Here is a 17,574-nt window from a genome sequence, read left to right as displayed (position 1 = left end):
GCTGGACGACCCGCAAACTCCCCAACGGCGACACCGAATGGATCCCACCGCCACATCTACCGATGCTGATCGGCGGGGTCAACGACTACCACCACCCTGAACGTTTCCTGCCGAACGACGAGGATCCGTGACGCCAGGGAATGAATAAGGCCGCGCGGGGCTTGTAGGCAAGCATGACGTTCACGCTGACCGACGACTCAGCCCTGCTCCAGCCGATCACCATTGGGGCGAACACCGCGCGGAATCGCCTTTTCATGGCGCCGCTGACGCGCTCACGCGCCGAGTCGGACGGCACGCCGAGCGACCTGCAGGTCGAGTACTACGCCCAGCGGGCGTCGGCCGGGCTGATCATCACCGAAGCCACCGCTGTCTCCCAGGTGGGCAACGGGGCCTACGTCAACACCCCGGGCATCTACACCGACAGCCACCAGGAGAAGTGGGCCGAGGTGGCCTCGGCCGTGCACGCGCAGGACGGGTTGATGTTCATGCAGATCTGGCATGTCGGCCGCATGGCGCACCCGGACATCAACGGCGCCGAGTCGGTGGCGCCGTCGGCGATCGCGGCGCAAATGCTCGCCCACACGCCGGGCGGCAAGAAGCCGCTGCCGGTGCCACGGGCCTTGGACACCGACGAAATCGCCGGAGTGGTCGCGCAATTCCGCGCCGCCGCCCGCCGCGCGGTCGATGCCGGTCTCGACGGCGTCGAAATCCACTCGGCCAACGGCTATCTGCTGCACCAATTCCTGGCCGATGCCACCAACACCCGCACCGATCGGTACGGCGGCACACCGGAGAACCGCGCACGGTTGACCGCGGAGGTCGTCGAGGCCGTGGCCGCCGAGATCGGCGCCGACCGGGTCGGGCTGCGCATCTCGCCCGGAAACGGAGCCGGTGACGTCAACGAAGTCGACACCGTCTCGGCCTATGAGGCTCTGCTGGAACGCATTTCGCCGCTGGGGCTGGCGTACCTGCACGTCCTGATCAACCCGGACGCGCCCGAGTTCGGAATCGTGCGGGCACTGTGGTTCGGACCGTTCGTCCTGAACACCGGCCGCGAAGTGGACACCAGCTTCTGCGAACTGGAGAACCTCGCCGACTGGGGTGCCATCAGTGCGGCCGCGGTCGGCCGGGCATACCTGGCCAACCCCGACCTCATCGAACGGCTACGCACCGGTGCCGAGCTGACCGAGCCCGACGTGGCGACGTTCTACTCCCCGGGCCCGGCCGGCTACGTCGACTACCCGACGCTGGCGCCGACTGCCTGAGCTGACTTCTCGTGCAGCCGCTGGCGTTCGACGGTGGCCAGATAGAACGCCCACGCGAACGCGAAGCTGGTGAACAGGCTGGAGACGAAGAACAGCCACGGCCGGCGGATGCCGCGCCGGTACCCGTCGCCGATCGTGAACAACGGCAGCAGGATCACGTTGCCGATCGTGTAGTCCTGGCTGGCTGACGCCGCTGCGGGGTTGTCGTAGCCCAGGGTGATGAACTGCCACCAGCTGCCCGCGCCGGTGAAGACATTGCCCGAGCCGTCGGCGTACTGATGCACGAACTGGATGTTGAAGTACCAGCCCAGCGCCACCGACGCGATGCCGACCAGGTAGTACAGGATCTCGAGCGCACTGACGGCGGGACCAGTGGCCGGCCGGCGGAACACCGCCGAATTGGATCCGATGATCCATGCGATGACGAGGACGGCCAGCACTGCATGAACGAGGAGCGTCATGGCTCCGTAACTGTAGTGAAGTCGGTAATCGTTTTGTCAATTTTGACAATTCTTTTTGAGGTAGGTTACCTCCGTGGTTCGCCCTGCTCAGACAGCGCGCAGCGAGCGCACGCGCGACGCCCTGCGCCGTGCCGCGCTCGTGCGTTTTCTGGCCCAGGGTGTCGAGGACACCTCCGCTGAGCAGATCGCTGACGACGCCGGAGTGTCACTGCGCACGTTCTACCGGCACTTCACGTCGAAGCACGACCTGCTGTTCGCCGACTACGACGTCGGCCTGGAGTGGTTCCGGGCGGCCTTGCAGGCCCGCTCGCCCGGGGAGTCGATCATCGAATCGGTGCAATCTGCCATCGACGCCTCGCCCTATGACCCGGAAGCCGTCGCGCAGATCGCCGCGCTGCGGGCCAGGGAACTCGACGCCGGCCGAATCGTGCGCCACACCCGGCAGGTGGAGGCCGAATTCGCCGACGCCATCGTCGACCAGCTTTCGCAGAGCGCCCCGGCCACCACTCCCGACGAGCGTCTGCGCGTCATCGTGACAGCACGGTGCATCGCCGCCGCGGTGTTCGGCGCAATGGAGCTCTGGATGGTCGGCGAGGACACATCGCTGGCCGAATTGGGCCGGTTGTGCCGCACCGCACTGGAGTCGTTGCGCAAGGGCATCATCGACGAGTGACGGTGTCGGTCAGAATCCGTAGCCGAGCTCAGCGGGAACGTCCCACCCGAACGCGAGATCCAAATCGGCAAGCAGTGTCGGTTCCGCACAGTTCAGCCGGTGTGCCCCCGCGAACGCCGACGGCCGGTGCGCCCCCAGATAGATGCTGCCCAGTACCGAAAGGTCAAGGCGCACATCGGCTGGCGCATCGCTGGGTACGCAACGGGCTCTCCCGTCGGTAACGCTCAGCAGATAGCGCCCTCCGCCGCCGAGCAGTTCGTCGGATACCTCCACTACAGCAGTGACATCGTGGGGATAGGCACGCGACTCCAACGCGGTGGGGATGTCGATGATCCGCAGCCACAGCGCATCCTCGACGCCGACCGTCCGCACCCGTCGCGGGTCGACCAGCAGATAGCGCAGCGGATCCGCTGGATGAGTGCTCACCGAGATGGTCGTCATCAGATCCAGTCCGAGCAGGGTCTGCCACAGCGCGATGTACGCGTCCCGGGTGACCGCGGTGAACTTGGTGACCTCCACCGTCTTGGTGTCCCCAACCCGGGTTCGGTATATGACGAACCCGTCGTCGTGCAGCAGGGTGAACAGCGGGCTACGCCCGTGTCGGGCGGATTCGCGATCTTCCAGGACCTCGTCCCACAGCGCCGCGGGGGTGTGCAATCCGCCGGGTGTGCGCCTGCGCCATCGCTCATAGATGTCGGCGAGCTGGTCGCGGTGCGCGGCCGGGTCCACCACCCGCACCCCGCCGACGCGCGGAACAGTGCGGTGCATGTCGGCGCCGCGGCGATCGACCGACACGTTGAGCTCGTCGGTGGCCGGGCCGTAGCCGAACCGGCCATAGATGGTGGCTTCACTGGCCAGCAGCCCGGCCATGGGATACCCGGCCTGCGCAATCCAGTTGTGCAATTCGACGAACATCGCTCGCAGTACCCCGCGACGACGGTGCGTCGGGGCCACCGACACCCAGGTGATGCCGGCGGTCCGGACCAGTTCACCACCGGGCACGGTCAGCTCCAGATCCAACGGCAGCGCCATGCCGACGAGATCGTCGCCGTCGCAGGCGATCACCACGCCGTCGTGCGCGGTCATGGATCGCCAGACCGCCACCGTGTCGGGGCTGCGGGAGGAGCCGAAGCAGGTGGCCGCCAGCCGGCTCATCGCCGGCCAGTCGTCGTCGGCAGCGAATCGCAACGTCACATCGGGTGATACCGAAATCGGGCTGGACACTCCTGCGACGCTGTCACATCCGGTCTCGAATCGCATTCGGATTTTCCCGGGTCAGGGCTTGACGGTGTCGTCCAGGTCGGCAGGCTCGGCGATCGTCAACACGGAATCGACGATGTGCGGGTTGGCTTCGAGTTTGCGTTCCAGCTCGCGCAGGGTGTGCGCGATCCTCGACTCGATCTGATCCCCGACCAGGTCCACACTCGCCACCACGAAAAGCTGTCGCGGACCGACGAATTCGAGCCTGATAAAGCGAACCGACGCCACATCGTCGAGCGCTTCGATCCGTGCGACCACGGCGTCGCGCAGCTGTGGTGTCCCCGGCTCCCCGGTCAGGAACCGGCGATTCCGGTCGATCAGCAGCACCGCCACCACGCCGAGCAACAGGCCCACCAGGATCGAGCCGACCGCATCCCAGGCCGCCACCCCGGTCAGCTGATGCAGACCGATACCGGCGCCTGCCAGCACGATGCCGATCAGCGCGGCGGTGTCCTCGGCAAACACCGCGCGCACCGTGGGATCGGACGTCTGCATGGCGTACTCGAGCACTTCGCGGTCCATCGCGTGGGCATCGCTGCGCAGCTGTCGTACCGCCTGCGTCCACGAAAGGCCCTCCATGATCAGCGCGATCCCCAGCACCACATAGGCCACCAGGTAGTGCTCGTCGGCTGGGCGATCATCGAGCAGTTCGTTGACCCCGCGCCACACCGACACCGTCCCGCCGACCACGAACAGTCCGACAGCCGCCAGCAGCGACCAGACGTACGCCTCCCGGCCGTAGCCGAGCGGGCGCGTGCGGTCCGCGGCCCGGCCGGCACGGCGATTCGCGATCATCAGAAACGCCTGGTTACCGGTATCCGCCCAGGAGTGCGCGGCCTCGGCCGCCATCGACGCCGACCCGGACACCACGCCCGCCAGCGTCTTGGCCACCGCGACGATCAGGTTGGCGCCGAACGCGATGGCCACAGTCTTCGCGCTCTCACCCTGCACTGCGCCGGCCGCGTCTTCGCCCAGCAGGTTCTTCGTCGCCGTCATTCCCGCTGGTGTACCCGTGGCATGCTGACCACATGCATGCGTTCCGCGTCGCCGTCGAAGCCGGCGATTTCGATGCCCTGCCCGCTCTCTGCGCCGAGGACGTGGTCTTCCGCAGCCCGATCGCACACAAGCCCTACCAGGGCCGCGACCAGATCGGTGTCATCCTGCGGGCGGTATCGCGAGTGTTCGCCGACCTCACCTATGTGAAGGAGATCGGCGGCGAAGGCCAAGCCGACCACGCGCTGGTGTTCGTCGCCAAGGTCGGCGACCTCGAGATCAACGGCTGCGACTTCCTGCATGTTCGCGAGGACGGGCTCATCGACGAGTTCACGGTGATGCTGCGGCCGCTGAAGGCCGTCACGAAATTCGCCGAGCTGATGGCCGTGGAATTTGAAAAGGAAATGGCCGCGGCCGGATTGGCGTAACGCTCGGCGTGGTTCCGCACATCCGCCACAGCGGCGGAGCACTATGAGGCATGGCAAGGATCGGCGACGACTCTCTGATCGTCCGCGGTGAATTGCGTCCTGACGGCACTTGGCTTTTCACCATCCGCTACACCGTGCATTTCGAGGCGGGCGAGCTCGGCGCCCGATTCTCCGACTCGGTTCAGGTGTCCGCGAACGGCGGGGCGACGCCGGTTGCATTCGTCGCGTGTGGCCGCTCGGTGCTGCGCAAAAAACGAGTCGTCGTCGGCGACGAGGCGCTGGCCTCCCGCGACGATGTCTATGCGACCGTGTGCGTGCGGCCCCGCGGCGGGGTCGACGCGCTGACTCAGTCGGCGCGGTTGCGCAGGATCTCCACCCAGTCGCTCGGAACCCGGCCGCGCGGACCCGGGGTGGTCTCCTCGGACGGCCTGCTCTCCGGCGGGGCCAGCTCCGGACCGTCGTAGTACTGGTTGGTCTGGTAGTCCCAGAACCAATCCTCGCCGGGCTCGAACGACCTGATGATCGGGTGCCCGCTCGACCGCCAGTGCGCGGCGGCGTGCCGCATCAGCGAATCGTCGCAACACCCGACGTGCCCGCAGGCGGCACAGCGCCGCAGGTGCACCCACCAGCCGCCGGCGGCATCGCATTCGACGCATCCGGTGCTACTCGGCGGAACCGACGGATCTACCGCATCAGCCATGTCTGTGAGCTTAGGGGACCCCGGCGCGAAAACAGTTGGCCCTCACGGGAGAACCCAGGTGAAAATCGCCGGCACCAACTATGGTCACGCCATGGCAGTCAAAGATTCCCGCGAAGTCGTGATCGAGGCCAGTCCCGAAGCGATCCTCGATGTCATCGCCGATGTCGAATCGACACCCAGCTGGTCGCCGCAGTATCAGAGCGCCGAGGTGCTGGAGGCCTATGACGACGGCAGGCCACACAAGGTGAAGATGAAGATCAAGGCGGCGGGTCTGACCGACGAGCAGATCGTCGAGTACACCTGGGCCGACAACGAGGTGAGCTGGACGCTGGTCAAGGCCGGCCAATTGCGTTCGCAGGACGCCAAGTACACGCTGACGCCCGACGGCGACAAGACCAAGCTGCGCTTCGACCTGTCGATCGACCTCGCGGTGCCGCTGCCCGGCTTCGTGGTCAAGCGCACGATCAAGGGCGCGATGGAGACCGCCACCGACGGCCTGCGCAAGCAGGTGCTGAAGGTCAAGGGATAGTTTCGGAATCGTTCCCGCGGGCAATGGTGCGGACATGGCCGTCACCGAAACCCGCGAGGTCACCATCGAGGCGACGCCCGAGGAGATCCTCGCTGTGCTGTTCGACCTGGAGTCGCTGCCGACATGGTCGCAGGCGCACCAGAAGGTCGAGGTGCTCGAGCGAGACGCCGAGGGGCGCCCGAGTAAGTCACGCCAGACGGTCAAGGTCGTCGGCATCAACGACGACCAGGTGCTCGATTATGCCGTCCATCCCGACGGGGTCAGTTGGACCCTGGCCAGCTCCAAACAGCAACGCGCACAAGAGGGTCGGTACACGCTGACCGCTGACGGCGAGTCGACCCGGGTTAGGTTCGAGCTGACGGTCGACCCGCTGATTCCGCTGCCCGGATTCGTGATCAAGCGCGGCGCCAAAGGTCTGATGGAGACCGCGACCGACGGACTGCGCACGCAGGTTCTGAAGTCCAAGAAGAACGGCTGAGCTACCTTTCAGTCGTGACGAATACCGGACCCCTGGCCGGGGTGAGAGTGATCGAACTCGGCGGCATCGGCCCGGGCCCGCACGCCGGCATGATCCTGGCCGACCTGGGTGCTGACGTGGTCAGAGTGCGACGCCCGGGCGGACTGACGATGCCCGCCGAGAACGTCGACCTCATGCACCGCGGCAAGCGGGTGGTGGACCTGGACGTCAAGAACCAACCTGACGCGCTGCTCGACTTGGCGGCCAAGGCCGACGTTCTTCTGGACTGCTTTCGGCCCGGCACCTGTGAACGTCTCGGGATCGGGCCCGACGACTGCGCCGCGGTCAACCCGCGGCTGATCTTCGCCCGCATCACCGGATGGGGTCAGACCGGGCCGCTGGCGTCGACCGCCGGCCACGACATCAACTACCTGTCGCAGACCGGCGCGCTGAGCGCGATCGGCTACCGGGACCGCCCGCCGGTGGCACCGCTGAACCTCGTCGCCGACTTCGGCGGCGGCTCGATGCTGGTGCTGATCGGCATCGTCGCCGCCCTCTACGAACGGGAGAAGTCGGGCCAGGGTCAGGTGATCGACGCGGCGATGGTCGACGGGGTCAGCGTGCTGGCGCAGATGATGTGGACGATGAAGGCGACCGGGTCACTGGCGGACCAGCGCGAGTCCTTCCTGCTCGACGGGGGAGCACCGTTTTACCGCACCTACGAGACCTCCGACGGCGGGTACATGGCGGTTGGGTCGATCGAGCCCCAATTCTTCGCGCAATTGCTGGCCGGGCTCGGGTTGCCGGCGCAGGAGGTGCCCGGCCAATTCGAGCGGGACCGCTACCCCGAGATGCGGGAGCTCTTCGCGACGACCTTCGCCGGAAAGACCCGAGCGGAGTGGACCACGATCTTCGCCGGCACCGACGCATGCGTCACGCCGGTGCTGAGCTGGACCGAGGCCGCGTGCAACGAGCATCTTCTTGCGCGCCGCACCGTTATTAACGTCGATGGCACCGAGCAGGCAGCTCCGGCGCCTCGGTTCTCCCGCAGTGCCGCCGGGCCGGTGAAGCAACCGCCGCAAACCACCACATCGCTGGCCGACATAGATTGGTAATGGTTCAACTGGGCGAAAGCCGACACAGCGGGCTCGTCGAGTAACTAAGTTTGCTGATTGTGGCGGTACGGGCATCGCGCGAGATCGTGATCGACGCCCCGCCGGAGGCCATCCTCGATGCCATCGCCGATATCGAGGCGGCGCCGACGTGGTCGTCGGTACACAAGCATGTCCATGTCGTGGATCGCTATCCCGACGGACGGCCGCGGCGGGTCGAGGTCACCGTCAAAGTGCTCGGGATCATCGACCACGAAGTCGTCGAATACCACTGGGGACGGGACTGGGTGGTCTGGGACGCCGACCGGACCGCGCAGCAGCATGCCCAGCACGGCGAATACACCCTGCGTCCCGAGGGCGAGGCGACTCGGGTCCGGTTCGATCTCACCCTGGAACCGTCCACACCGTTGCCGCACTTCCTGGTCAAGCGCGCGAAGAAGGCGGTGCTGATCGCCGCGACCGAAGGCCTGCGCGGCTTCGTGCTCAGCGGCAAGGGTTCGCTGCAACGCGAGTAGAGCTAGGAGAGGTCGCGGCCGCCCGCTAGTGCGCCGAGCCGGCGGATCGCCTCGTCGAGGGTGTCGTCGCGTTTACAGAAAGCGAAGCGCACCAAGTGATTCCACTCGCCGATGTGGGGAGAGTGCGGATCGCAGAACGCCGACATCGGGATCGCCGCGACCCCGGCTTTGGTCGGCAACTCGGCGCAGAACTGGGTGCTGTCGGAATATCCCAGCGGCCGCGGGTTGGCGCACAGAAAGTAGGTACCCGCACTGTCGTGCACGCCGAAGCCTAATTCGGTCAACGCCGTCGACAGTCGATCCCGCTTGGCTTGCAACGAATCTCGCAGAGCACTCACCCAGGCCTCTTCGAAATTCAGCGCATAGGCCACCGCAGGCTGGAACGGTGCGCCGCCCACATAACTCAGATACTGCTTGGCCGCCCGCACCCCGGCAATCAGATCCGGCCTGCCGCACACCCAGCCGATCTTCCAGCCGGTGCAGTTGAACATCTTGGCGGCACTGGAGATCGTCAGCGTGCGCTCGGCCATCCCGGGGTAGGCCGCCAGCGGCAGGTGCCGCTTGTCGTCGAAGACCAGATGCTCGTAGACCTCATCGGTGATCACCAACAGGTCGGCGTCGACAGCGAGTGCCGCCAGCGCCCGCAGGTCGCGGTCCGCGAGCACCATGCCGGTGGGGTTGTGCGGGGAGTTCACGATCAGCGCCCGGGTGTTCGGCGTGACCGCGGCACGCAGGGCGTCGACGTCGAGGGCGAAGCCGCGGCCGTCGGGCACCAGCGGCACCGGCACCCGACGGCTGCCGGCCATCGCGATGACAGGGGAGTAGGAGTCGTAGAACGGCTCGATCAACAGCACATCGGAGCCCGGTTCGACCAGACCGAGGATGGCGGCCGCGATCGCCTCGGTGGCGCCGACGGTGACCAGCACCTCGGTCTCCGGGTCGTAGTCGACGTCGTAGCGCCGCTTGCGCTGGGCGGCGATCGCCTCGCGCAGCGGGGCGATGCCCATTCCGGGCGGGTATTGATTGACACCCTCTTCGATCGCCTTCTGCGCGGCCGCCAGCATTGCGGCCGGGCCGTCCTCGTCCGGGAAGCCCTGGCCGAGGTTCACCGCACCGATCCGGGCGGCCAGCGCCGACATCTCGGCGAAGATCGTCACCGCGTACGGCTGCAACCTCGAGACCGTCGTCGGCCGGCCGGCGACATGGGGACCCGTCATGGTGCGGAGCTTAGTCGGAGGCCCGGTATCAGCGGTTTCGTCAATTTCGATCGGCCGAGGCCCAGATCCAGGTGGTCGCCGAACTGATCCCCTCGGAGATGAACCCCGGGATGATGATCTACAAACCCGACACCGGCGGGATCTCCGTTGGTGACCTGTCGACCCTGTTCCCGGCCTGACCTGAGCGACCGCCCAACCATCCGGTTGGGCGGCCTTGGTAGGCTTCGCGTGCAGAGGACGACTGTCGAACGATCGTCACGCCCAATTCCGAACAGGACCTGGAGAAAACACACATGTCCGAAGAAGCCTTCATCTACGAGGCCATCCGAACCCCGCGCGGTAAGCAGCGCGGCGGATCGCTCAACGAAGTCAAGCCGCTGAACCTCGTGGTCGGGCTAATCGAGGAACTGCGCTCGCGCTTCCCCGACCTCGACGAGAACCTGATCAGCGACGTCATCCTGGGCTGCGTCTCCCCGGTCGGCGACCAGGGCGCCGACATCGCCCGCACCGCGGTGATCGCGGCCGGCATGCCCGACACCGTCGGCGGCGTCCAGCTGAACCGTTTCTGCGCGTCCGGCCTCGAAGCCGTGAACACCGCAGCGCAGAAGGTGCGCTCCGGCTGGGACGACCTGGTGCTCGCCGGTGGCGTCGAGTCGATGAGCCGCGTCCCGATGGGCTCCGACGGTGGTGCGATGTTCACCGACCCCGCCACCGTGTTCGACAACTACATCGTGCCGCAGGGCATCGGCGCCGACCTGATCGCCACGATCGAGGGCTTCTCCCGCGAGGACGTCGACGCCTACGCCGCACAGTCCCAGGAGCGCGCCGCCGCGGCGTGGTCGGGCGGCTACTTCGCCAAGTCCGTGGTCCCGGTCAAGGACCAGAACGGTCTGCTGATCCTCGACCATGACGAGCACATGCGCCCCGGCACCACTGTGGAGAGCCTGGGCAAGCTCAAGTCCGCCTTCGAGGGACTGGCCGCGATGGCCGGTTTCGACGACGTGGCGCTGCAGAAGTACCACTGGGTCGAGAAGATCAATCACGTCCACACCGGCGGCAACAGCTCCGGCATCGTCGACGGCGCCGCACTGGTGCTCGTCGGTAGCGAAGCCGCAGGCAAGTCTCAGGGCCTGACCCCGCGGGCGCGCATCGTGGCCACCGCCACCAGCGGCGCGGACGCGACGATCATGCTGACCGGACCCACCCCGGCCACCCGCAAGGTGCTCGACCGGGCCGGCCTGACCGTCGACGACATCGACCTGTTCGAGCTCAACGAGGCCTTCGCGTCGGTGGTGCTGAAGTTCCAGAAGGACCTGAACATCCCGAGCGAGAAGCTCAACGTCAACGGCGGCGCGATCGCGATGGGCCACCCGCTGGGTGCCACCGGCGCCATGATCACCGGCACCATGGTCGACGAGCTCGAGCGCCGTGGCGCCAAGCGCGCGCTCATCACGCTGTGCATCGGCGGCGGCATGGGTGTCGCCACCATCATCGAGAGGGTTTAAGGAAAAGTCATGGCAGAGAACACGATTGCGTGGGACAAGGATGCCGACGGCATCGTCACGCTGACGATGGACGACCCGACCGGTTCGGCCAACGTGATGAACGAGCACTACAAAGAGTCCATGCACAAGGCTGTCGAACGTCTTGTTGCAGAAAAGGATTCGGTCACCGGCGTGGTGATCACCAGCGGCAAGAAGACCTTCTTCGCCGGTGGTGACCTCAAGAGCATGATCACCGCCGGTCCGGAGAACGCCGGTGAGATCTTCGCCGAGGTCGAGGACATCAAGCGCGACCTGCGCGCCCTGGAGACCCTGGGCAAGCCGGTCGTCGCCGCGATCAACGGCGCCGCCCTCGGCGGTGGCCTGGAGATCGCCCTGGCCTGTCACCACCGCATCGTCGCCGACGTGAAGGGTGTTCAGATCGGCCTGCCCGAGGTCACCCTCGGCCTGCTGCCCGGCGGCGGCGGCGTCACCCGCGTGACCCGCATGCTCGGCATCCAGAACGGCTTCGTCAACGTGCTGTCCCAGGGCACCCGGTTCAAGCCGGCCGCCGCCAAGGACAACGGCCTGGTCGACGAACTCGTCTCCAGCGTCGAGGAATTGGTGCCCGCCGCCAAGGCCTGGATCAAGGCCAACCCCGAGGCGCACACCCAGCCGTGGGATGCCAAGGGCTACAAGATGCCTGGCGGCACCCCGGCCAGCCCGGCGCTGGCGGCGATCCTGCCGTCGTTCCCCTCACTGTTGCGCAAGCAGCTCAAGGGCGCACCGATGCCCGCTCCGCGGGCCATCCTGTCCGCCGCGGTCGAGGGCGCGCAGGTGGACTTCGACACCGCCAGCCGCATCGAAAGCCGGTACTTCACCGAGCTGGTCACCGGTCCGATCGCGAAGAACATGATTCAGGCGTTCTTCTTCGACCTGCAGGCCATCAACTCCGGTGGATCGCGGCCCGAGGGCATCGGCAAGACCCCGATCACCAAGATCGGCGTGCTCGGTGCGGGCATGATGGGTGCGGGCATCGCCTACGTGTCGGCCAAGGCCGGCTTCGATGTGGTGCTCAAGGACGTCACCCTCGAGGCGGCCCAGAAGGGCAAGGGCTACTCCGAGAAGTTGGAGGCCAAGGCCCTCGAGCGCGGCAAGACCACCCAGGAACGGTCCGACGCCCTGCTGGGCCGGATCACCCCGACGGCCGATCCCGCCGACTTCAAGGGCGTCGACTTCGTCATCGAGGCGGTGTTCGAGAACCAGGAACTCAAGCACAAGGTGTTCCAGGAGATCGAGGACATCGTCGAGCCCAACGCGATCCTCGGTTCCAACACCTCCACGATGCCGATCACCGGTCTTGCCGCCGGGGTGAAGCGCCAGGAGGACTTCATCGGGATCCACTTCTTCTCGCCGGTCGACAAGATGCCGCTCGTGGAGATCATCAAGGGCGAGAAGACATCTGACGAGGCGCTGGCCCGGGTGTTCGACTACACGCTGGCGATCGGCAAGACCCCGATCGTGGTCAACGACAGCCGCGGCTTCTACACCAGCCGGGTCATCGGCACCTTCGTCAACGAAGCGCTGGCGATGCTCGGCGAGGGCGTCGAGCCGGCGTCGATCGAGCACGCGGGCACCCAGGCCGGCTACCCGGCCCCGCCGCTGCAGCTGTCCGACGAGCTCAATCTCGAGCTCATGCACAAGATCGCAGTCGCTTCGCGCAAGGGCATCGAAGAAGCCGGTGGCACCTATGAGGCGCACCCGGCCGAGGCCGTGGTCGAGAAGATGATCGAACTCGGCCGTCCCTCAAGGCTTTCCGGTGCCGGTTTCTACGAGTACGTCGACGGCAAGCGCACTCAGCTGTGGCCGGGGCTGCGGGAGACCTTCTCCTCGGGCACCTCGACCCCGCCGCTGCAGGACATGATCGACCGGATGCTGTTCGCCGAGGCGCTGGAAACCCAGAAGTGCTTCGACGAAGGCGTGATCACGACGACGGCCGACGCCAACATCGGCTCGATCATGGGCATCGGCTTCCCGCCGTGGACCGGTGGCGCCGCGCAGCTGATCGTCGGCTATCCGCACGGCGGTAAGGCCGGGTTCGTGGCGCGCGCCAAGGAACTGGCGGAGAAGTACGGCGAGCGGTTCAACCCGCCGGCGTCGCTGCTCTAAATCGTCCAGTACGCGAGGGCCCGGAGAGACCAAGTCTCGCCGGGCCTTTCGCGTCAACTCTTGTGGATCACCTGGTTGGAGTCGTCAAAGTTGGTGATCGCGGGCGAGCCGCTCCGATAGGTCACGACGTTGTGCGCACCCGAGACTCGGACGCCGTCCGTGGTCTCGAGGGTGACCACGTTGTCGTCGCCGGAGACCCGTACCTTTCGGCAATGACCGGTAACGGTGACCGCATTATCGTTGCCAACGATGTCTATATCGCCGCCGGCGCAGGCGTAGGTGCCCATCTGGGCGTTGCCGACGAGGTCGACCCCGTGATCGGGGGTTGCGCTGGGCGCCGAGTCACTGTGCTGCCTTGCTGTCACCGCGACTAAGCCCGCCAGCGCCAGCCAACCGGTCATCACCAGTATCCAGGTGATCATGCCGACGACCAGCCGGGGCCGCAGCCGCCCGACCCAGTTGCCGGACTCGTCGCGGTCCAGATCGTAGGCAAACGAGGTGACGCATAATGCCCTGCCCGGCTTGCGCGGATCGGCCAGCACCACGCCGTCGGTGTACTCGCGGCCGCGCACCACGATCGTGCCGTCATAGTCGCCTAGCCGATAGCTGACTTTCGTTTTGGTGCTCGGCCCGCTATAGCGGGGCCGCTGCACGCTCCAGCCGCTGGCGATGGGAAGGTAGGCGTTGTACCAGGTGGTTCCGCTGTAATAGGTTCCTCGCGTGAGAGTTTCGACGCCGGTGACCACGGCTACCTCACCCCACTTCAGCAGAGCAAGCCGCTGCGCGGTGCCGGAAAGCTGGTAGGCGTAGATCAGCATCAGTGCAGCCACTGCGGTGATCGAAAAGGCTAGTGGCGCAGCGGCCCACAGCGCGATCAATGCGACCGCGATCATGAACATGCCCCAGAGGTACCACCAGCGGAATGGCAACAGCTCCGCGAGCACGAAGCTCGCAGGCACCCGGCGCGGGGCCGCGGCAAGCCGGTCGATGCGGTAACCGGGGTAGTCGGAGGGCGGCACGGGCAGATCGTGGCATACCTGTGGAGCGGCTGTGTGTCGTTCAGCTGGGGGTCTCCTGTGAACCCCGTCGGTTAGCGTGGGGTGCGTGAGCGACGGCGCCGCAACGATCAGCAGAAGGCTGGCCGCCAGCCTGGCCGGCTACGGCGGCGCGCCGTGCATCGAGTTCAACGGCCGCTGGTACACCGGTGACGAGATCGCCGCATATGCCTGTGCCATCGACGATGCGCTGCGACTGGCCGGCGTCGCGGACGGCGCGACCGTGGCGGTGGTGGCCCGCAACCGTCCACCGCATGCGGCAGCCGTGATCGGACTGCTCGGCGGCGGCCGATGGGTGCCGATGATCTATTCGTTCCAGTCGCCCGAGGCGATCGGGCGGGACATCGAACAGCTGGAGCCGGCCGCGGTCGTCGCCGACCGGGAGGACTGGACCGATCCGGTGATCGCCGCCGCCCGGCGCGCAGGCACCGCCGGCATCGCGGTGTCACTGACACCGCCCACTGTGGAACTCGTGGCCGGAATCGACCGGGCGTCGGCGCGGCTGCACTCCGCCGGCCGGGACGGCTCTACCGGTCTGCAGGTGCTCACCAGCGGCACCACCGGGCCGCCCAAGCGGCACCCGATCCCGGCGTCGGTGCTGGAACACACCGTGTCCAGCGTGGCGATCACCGGCGCCTCCGCCGACGAACCACCTGAGTTGATGTACTGGCCGCTCGGCGGGATTGGCGGGGTGTGCCAGCTGATCACCGGCGCCTACCTCGGCAAGCGGATCGCTCTTCTGGAGAAGTTCAGCGTCGCCGACTGGGTGCGGGTGGTGAAGACCTACGGCATCCGTCGCTGCGGTCTGCAGCCGGCCGCGGTACGCATGCTGCTGGACGCCGACCTGCCGGGCGAGGACATCGCCTCGCTCGACTACGTGATCAGCGCCGCAGGGCCGCTGGACCCCGAAACCCGTGACGCGTTCGAGCAGCGGTACGGCGTTCCCGTCCTGTTGGCTTATGGCGCAACCGAATTCGCCGGCTCGGTGTGCACCTGGACGCCAGATCTGTATCGCGAGTTCGGGGCTGCCAAGCGCGCAAGCTCAGGTCGGGTGATGCCCAACACCGAGGTCCGCATCGTCGACCCGACCGGCGACAGCGAGGTGCAGACCGGCGGGCAGGGTGTTCTGGAAGCCAGGATCCCATCCATCAGTCCGGACTGGATCCGCACCAACGACCTCGCCTCCATCGATGCCGACGGGTTCATCACCCTGCATGGTCGCGCCGACGGGGCGATCAATCGCGGCGGGTTCAAGGTCCTGCCGGAGACCGTTCGCCGCGTCTTGGTGGGTCACCCGTCGGTGCGCGACGCCGCCGTCGTCGGCGTGCCCGATCCCCGGCTCGGCGAGGTGCCGTTCGCGGCGGTGGAGGCGTTTCCCGGTGCCCCGGCACCCGACCCTGCCGACCTCGTGGCCTTGGTCCGCGATGCGCTGCCCAAGCATCATGTGCCCGTCGAGGTGGTTGTCGTCGCCGAACTTCCGCGCAACCAGTCGCTCAAAGTTTCGCTTCGTGACATAGCCGCGATGTACTCCGGCGGCGCGGGGTAGGCGGGAGCCGAACCGCGGCATTGCCAGCACGCACGACAGTGTGCCGACAGCTCGCGCGGTGGCCGGGTCACGCCGCCGGCACCCCGCTGCAAGATCGCAAATCCGCTACCTGAACTTTCGTATGCCAGTGAGCTGGGATAAATGTCGGATCAGTCAGTAAGAGCAAATTCCTATGCGTTCGTGCGTATGCCGAATCGTAACCTCAGTTGCTGAGCGAATTGCCCTATTCGGCACTCGGCGCACCATTTGCCGCGAACACGGTTTCCATTGACGCTGCCTGATCTGGCGATATGTCCAAAGTGGATAGCGGAACCGATGTTCGCGATTCATTTGCCTGCGCGATCAAGAATTTTTGCTGTATTGCGTCGTCTCAGCTTGCTCTCAGCTAGTTTTTGCGGTGTGATGGGCATTACGCCAGGGGAATGAGGAGGCAAGGGGGAGCGTTGGCCCCTCCCGTATGGGAGGGGCCGATTGCCGTCCAGGGGCCCTAACTCCTCCGCCCGGACCGGGATAGCTGTGCCGGTCGCACGTCATCGTCACGGACACGACCGAGCCCTCCCGGTTGCCGCCGATTGCGCTCTGGTCGGGTGGCGCGCTCGTCCGTAGAGTCGGGCCCATGCGCTTCGGATTGTTCATACCGCAGGGCTGGCGACTGGATCTGGCCGGCATTCCCACTGAAAAGCACTGGCAGGTAATGCGTGATCTGGCCGATCACGCCGATGCGGGTCCATGGGATTCGCTCTGGGTCTACGACCACTTTCATACCGTGCCGATCCCGACCGATGAGGCCACTCACGAGGCGTGGACGCTGATGGCGGCGTACGCGGCGACCACTTCCCGGATCAAGCTCGGCCAGATGTGCACGGCGATGAGCTATCGCAACCCCGTCTACCTGGCCAAGGTCGCCGCCACCACCGACATCATCTCCGGCGGCCGCGTGCAGATGGGCATCGGCGGCGGCTGGTACGAGCATGAATGGCGGGCCTACGGCTACGGCTTCCCCTCCGCCGGCGTGCGGTTGGCCCGGCTCGACGAGGGTGTCCAGATCATGCGAGACGCGTGGCGCGACGGGAAAGTGAGCTTCGCGGGCAAGCAGTATCAGGTCGACGGGGCGATCGTTGCGCCGAAGCCCTTGCAAGAGAGCGGGATTCCGCTGTGGATCGCCGGCGGTGGCGAGAAGGTGACGCTCAAGATCGCGGCGAAGTACGCGCAGTACACCAACTTCACCTCCGAGCCGGACGGGTTCGCGCACAAGTCGCAGGTGCTCGCCGAGCACTGCCGCGAGGTTGGAACGGACTTCGGCGCCATCGTCCGCTCGGCCAACGTCAACGCGATCCTCGGCACGTCGGCCGACGACGTCACGGCGCGGGTCAAGCGAGTCCGCGACCGGCTGGCCGGCGTCTGCGGTGATGCGGCCGCCGACGCGATGATGACGACGGTCAGTGCGCCGGGATCGGCTGCGGGTACGCCCGAGCAGGTGATCGAGAGCCTGACGGCGCTGCGCGACCTGGGCTGCGAGTACGCCATCTGCTACTTCCCGGAGGCGGCCTACGACCGGTCCGGAATCGAACTGTTCGAGCGTGAGGTGATGCCCGCGCTCATCTGAGCTCGGGGTGTCCGAGAAGGGCGTGCATCCAAATGAGAATGCGGTTTCCATTCGTGGCCAACAGTGTTGTACCATCCGGCTACCGATTTGGACTACGAAGGATGCCG

Annotated in this window: 17 protein-coding genes; 11 read left to right on the top strand and 6 right to left on the bottom strand. The window is 66.6% G+C overall.

Annotation, left to right across the window (positions count from 1 at the left end; all coding sequences use genetic code 11):
- Nucleotides 1-173: 173 nt before the first annotated feature.
- Nucleotides 174-1,265, top strand: a complete 1,092-nt coding sequence (locus CRM90_RS20730; RefSeq protein WP_102808811.1) for an alkene reductase — start codon at nt 174-176, stop codon at nt 1,263-1,265.
- On the opposite strand, the gene CRM90_RS20725 is transcribed toward CRM90_RS20730, so the two are convergent.
- The gene (locus CRM90_RS20725) at nt 1,238-1,726 is read right to left on the bottom strand and encodes a DUF2834 domain-containing protein (RefSeq protein WP_102808810.1); all 489 of its coding nucleotides are present in this window, start codon (nt 1,724-1,726) and stop codon (nt 1,238-1,240) included. The two genes, CRM90_RS20730 and CRM90_RS20725, sit on opposite strands and share 28 nt — an antisense overlap.
- A 73-nt stretch (nt 1,727-1,799) precedes the next feature.
- Here CRM90_RS20725 and CRM90_RS20720 point away from each other — a divergent pair, with 73 nt between their 5' ends.
- Nucleotides 1,800-2,399: a TetR/AcrR family transcriptional regulator gene (locus CRM90_RS20720; protein ID WP_102808809.1), complete on the top strand. Its 600-nt coding sequence runs from the start codon at nt 1,800-1,802 to the stop codon at nt 2,397-2,399.
- 9 nt (nt 2,400-2,408) lie between these two features.
- On the opposite strand, the gene CRM90_RS20715 is transcribed toward CRM90_RS20720, so the two are convergent.
- Both CRM90_RS20715 and CRM90_RS20710 read right to left on the bottom strand, forming a co-directional pair.
- Nucleotides 2,409-3,623 carry an enhanced intracellular survival protein Eis gene (locus CRM90_RS20715; protein ID WP_286145650.1) on the bottom strand — a complete coding sequence of 405 codons (1,215 nt, stop codon included), beginning with the start codon at nt 3,621-3,623 and terminating at the stop codon, nt 2,409-2,411.
- 51 nt (nt 3,624-3,674) lie between these two features.
- Nucleotides 3,675-4,655, bottom strand: coding sequence for a cation diffusion facilitator family transporter (locus CRM90_RS20710; RefSeq protein WP_102808807.1), 981 nt, complete (start codon nt 4,653-4,655; stop codon nt 3,675-3,677).
- Nucleotides 4,656-4,687: 32 nt separating this feature from the next.
- On the opposite strand from CRM90_RS20710, the gene CRM90_RS20705 reads away from it, so the two are divergent.
- Nucleotides 4,688-5,080: a nuclear transport factor 2 family protein gene (locus CRM90_RS20705; protein ID WP_102808806.1), complete on the top strand. Its 393-nt coding sequence runs from the start codon at nt 4,688-4,690 to the stop codon at nt 5,078-5,080.
- A 346-nt stretch (nt 5,081-5,426) separates the two neighbouring features.
- Here the strand turns inward: CRM90_RS20705 and CRM90_RS20700 are convergent, their stop codons facing one another.
- Complete coding sequence (locus CRM90_RS20700; RefSeq protein WP_102808805.1) at nt 5,427-5,780, bottom strand: UBP-type zinc finger domain-containing protein; 354 nt, start codon at nt 5,778-5,780, stop codon at nt 5,427-5,429.
- Nucleotides 5,781-5,871: 91 nt separating this feature from the next.
- Between CRM90_RS20700 and CRM90_RS20695 the strand changes: the two genes are divergently transcribed.
- Genes CRM90_RS20695 through CRM90_RS20680 form a run of 4 tightly spaced genes read left to right on the top strand, consistent with a single transcriptional unit; the run spans nt 5,872 to nt 8,393 of the window.
- Nucleotides 5,872-6,309, top strand: coding sequence for an SRPBCC family protein (locus CRM90_RS20695; protein WP_102808825.1), 438 nt, complete (start codon nt 5,872-5,874; stop codon nt 6,307-6,309).
- 34 nt (nt 6,310-6,343) lie between these two features.
- Nucleotides 6,344-6,787, top strand: coding sequence for an SRPBCC family protein (locus tag CRM90_RS20690; protein WP_102808804.1), 444 nt, complete (start codon nt 6,344-6,346; stop codon nt 6,785-6,787).
- Nucleotides 6,788-6,801: 14 nt separating this feature from the next.
- On the top strand, nt 6,802-7,881 hold the full coding sequence (locus CRM90_RS20685) for a CaiB/BaiF CoA transferase family protein (RefSeq protein ID WP_102808803.1): 1,080 nt from the start codon (nt 6,802-6,804) through the stop codon (nt 7,879-7,881).
- Nucleotides 7,882-7,940: 59 nt separating this feature from the next.
- A complete protein-coding gene (locus CRM90_RS20680; protein WP_102808802.1) occupies nt 7,941-8,393 on the top strand; it encodes an SRPBCC family protein in 453 nt (150 codons plus the stop codon).
- Between the two features lie 2 nt (nt 8,394-8,395).
- Here CRM90_RS20680 and CRM90_RS20675 read toward each other — a convergent pair whose 3' ends face one another.
- Complete coding sequence (locus tag CRM90_RS20675; protein ID WP_102808801.1) at nt 8,396-9,610, bottom strand: pyridoxal phosphate-dependent aminotransferase; 1,215 nt, start codon at nt 9,608-9,610, stop codon at nt 8,396-8,398.
- A 293-nt stretch (nt 9,611-9,903) separates the two neighbouring features.
- On the opposite strand from CRM90_RS20675, the gene CRM90_RS20670 reads away from it, so the two are divergent.
- On the top strand, nt 9,904-11,115 hold the full coding sequence (locus CRM90_RS20670; protein ID WP_102808800.1) for an acetyl-CoA C-acetyltransferase: 1,212 nt from the start codon (nt 9,904-9,906) through the stop codon (nt 11,113-11,115).
- A gap of 9 nt (nt 11,116-11,124) precedes the next feature.
- Nucleotides 11,125-13,260 carry a 3-hydroxyacyl-CoA dehydrogenase NAD-binding domain-containing protein gene (locus CRM90_RS20665; protein WP_102808799.1) on the top strand — a complete coding sequence of 712 codons (2,136 nt, stop codon included), beginning with the start codon at nt 11,125-11,127 and terminating at the stop codon, nt 13,258-13,260.
- 53 nt (nt 13,261-13,313) lie between these two features.
- Here CRM90_RS20665 and CRM90_RS20660 read toward each other — a convergent pair whose 3' ends face one another.
- Complete coding sequence (locus CRM90_RS20660; protein WP_142391412.1) at nt 13,314-14,204, bottom strand: DUF3060 domain-containing protein; 891 nt, start codon at nt 14,202-14,204, stop codon at nt 13,314-13,316.
- A gap of 160 nt (nt 14,205-14,364) precedes the next feature.
- Between CRM90_RS20660 and CRM90_RS20655 the strand changes: the two genes are divergently transcribed.
- Together CRM90_RS20655 and CRM90_RS20650 are read left to right on the top strand one after the other, a co-directional pair.
- A complete protein-coding gene (locus CRM90_RS20655) occupies nt 14,365-15,861 on the top strand; it encodes a class I adenylate-forming enzyme family protein (protein WP_102808797.1) in 1,497 nt (498 codons plus the stop codon).
- A gap of 616 nt (nt 15,862-16,477) precedes the next feature.
- Nucleotides 16,478-17,467: an LLM class F420-dependent oxidoreductase gene (locus CRM90_RS20650; RefSeq protein ID WP_102808796.1), complete on the top strand. Its 990-nt coding sequence runs from the start codon at nt 16,478-16,480 to the stop codon at nt 17,465-17,467.
- Nucleotides 17,468-17,574: the final 107 nt, after the last annotated feature.

It is taken from the genome of Mycobacterium sp. ENV421 (genome assembly GCF_002887815.1).
Taxonomy (GTDB): domain Bacteria; phylum Actinomycetota; class Actinomycetes; order Mycobacteriales; family Mycobacteriaceae; genus Mycobacterium.
The sequence above is the reverse complement of the archived record's forward strand: the minus strand, read 5'-3'. Positions and strand labels throughout refer to the sequence as shown.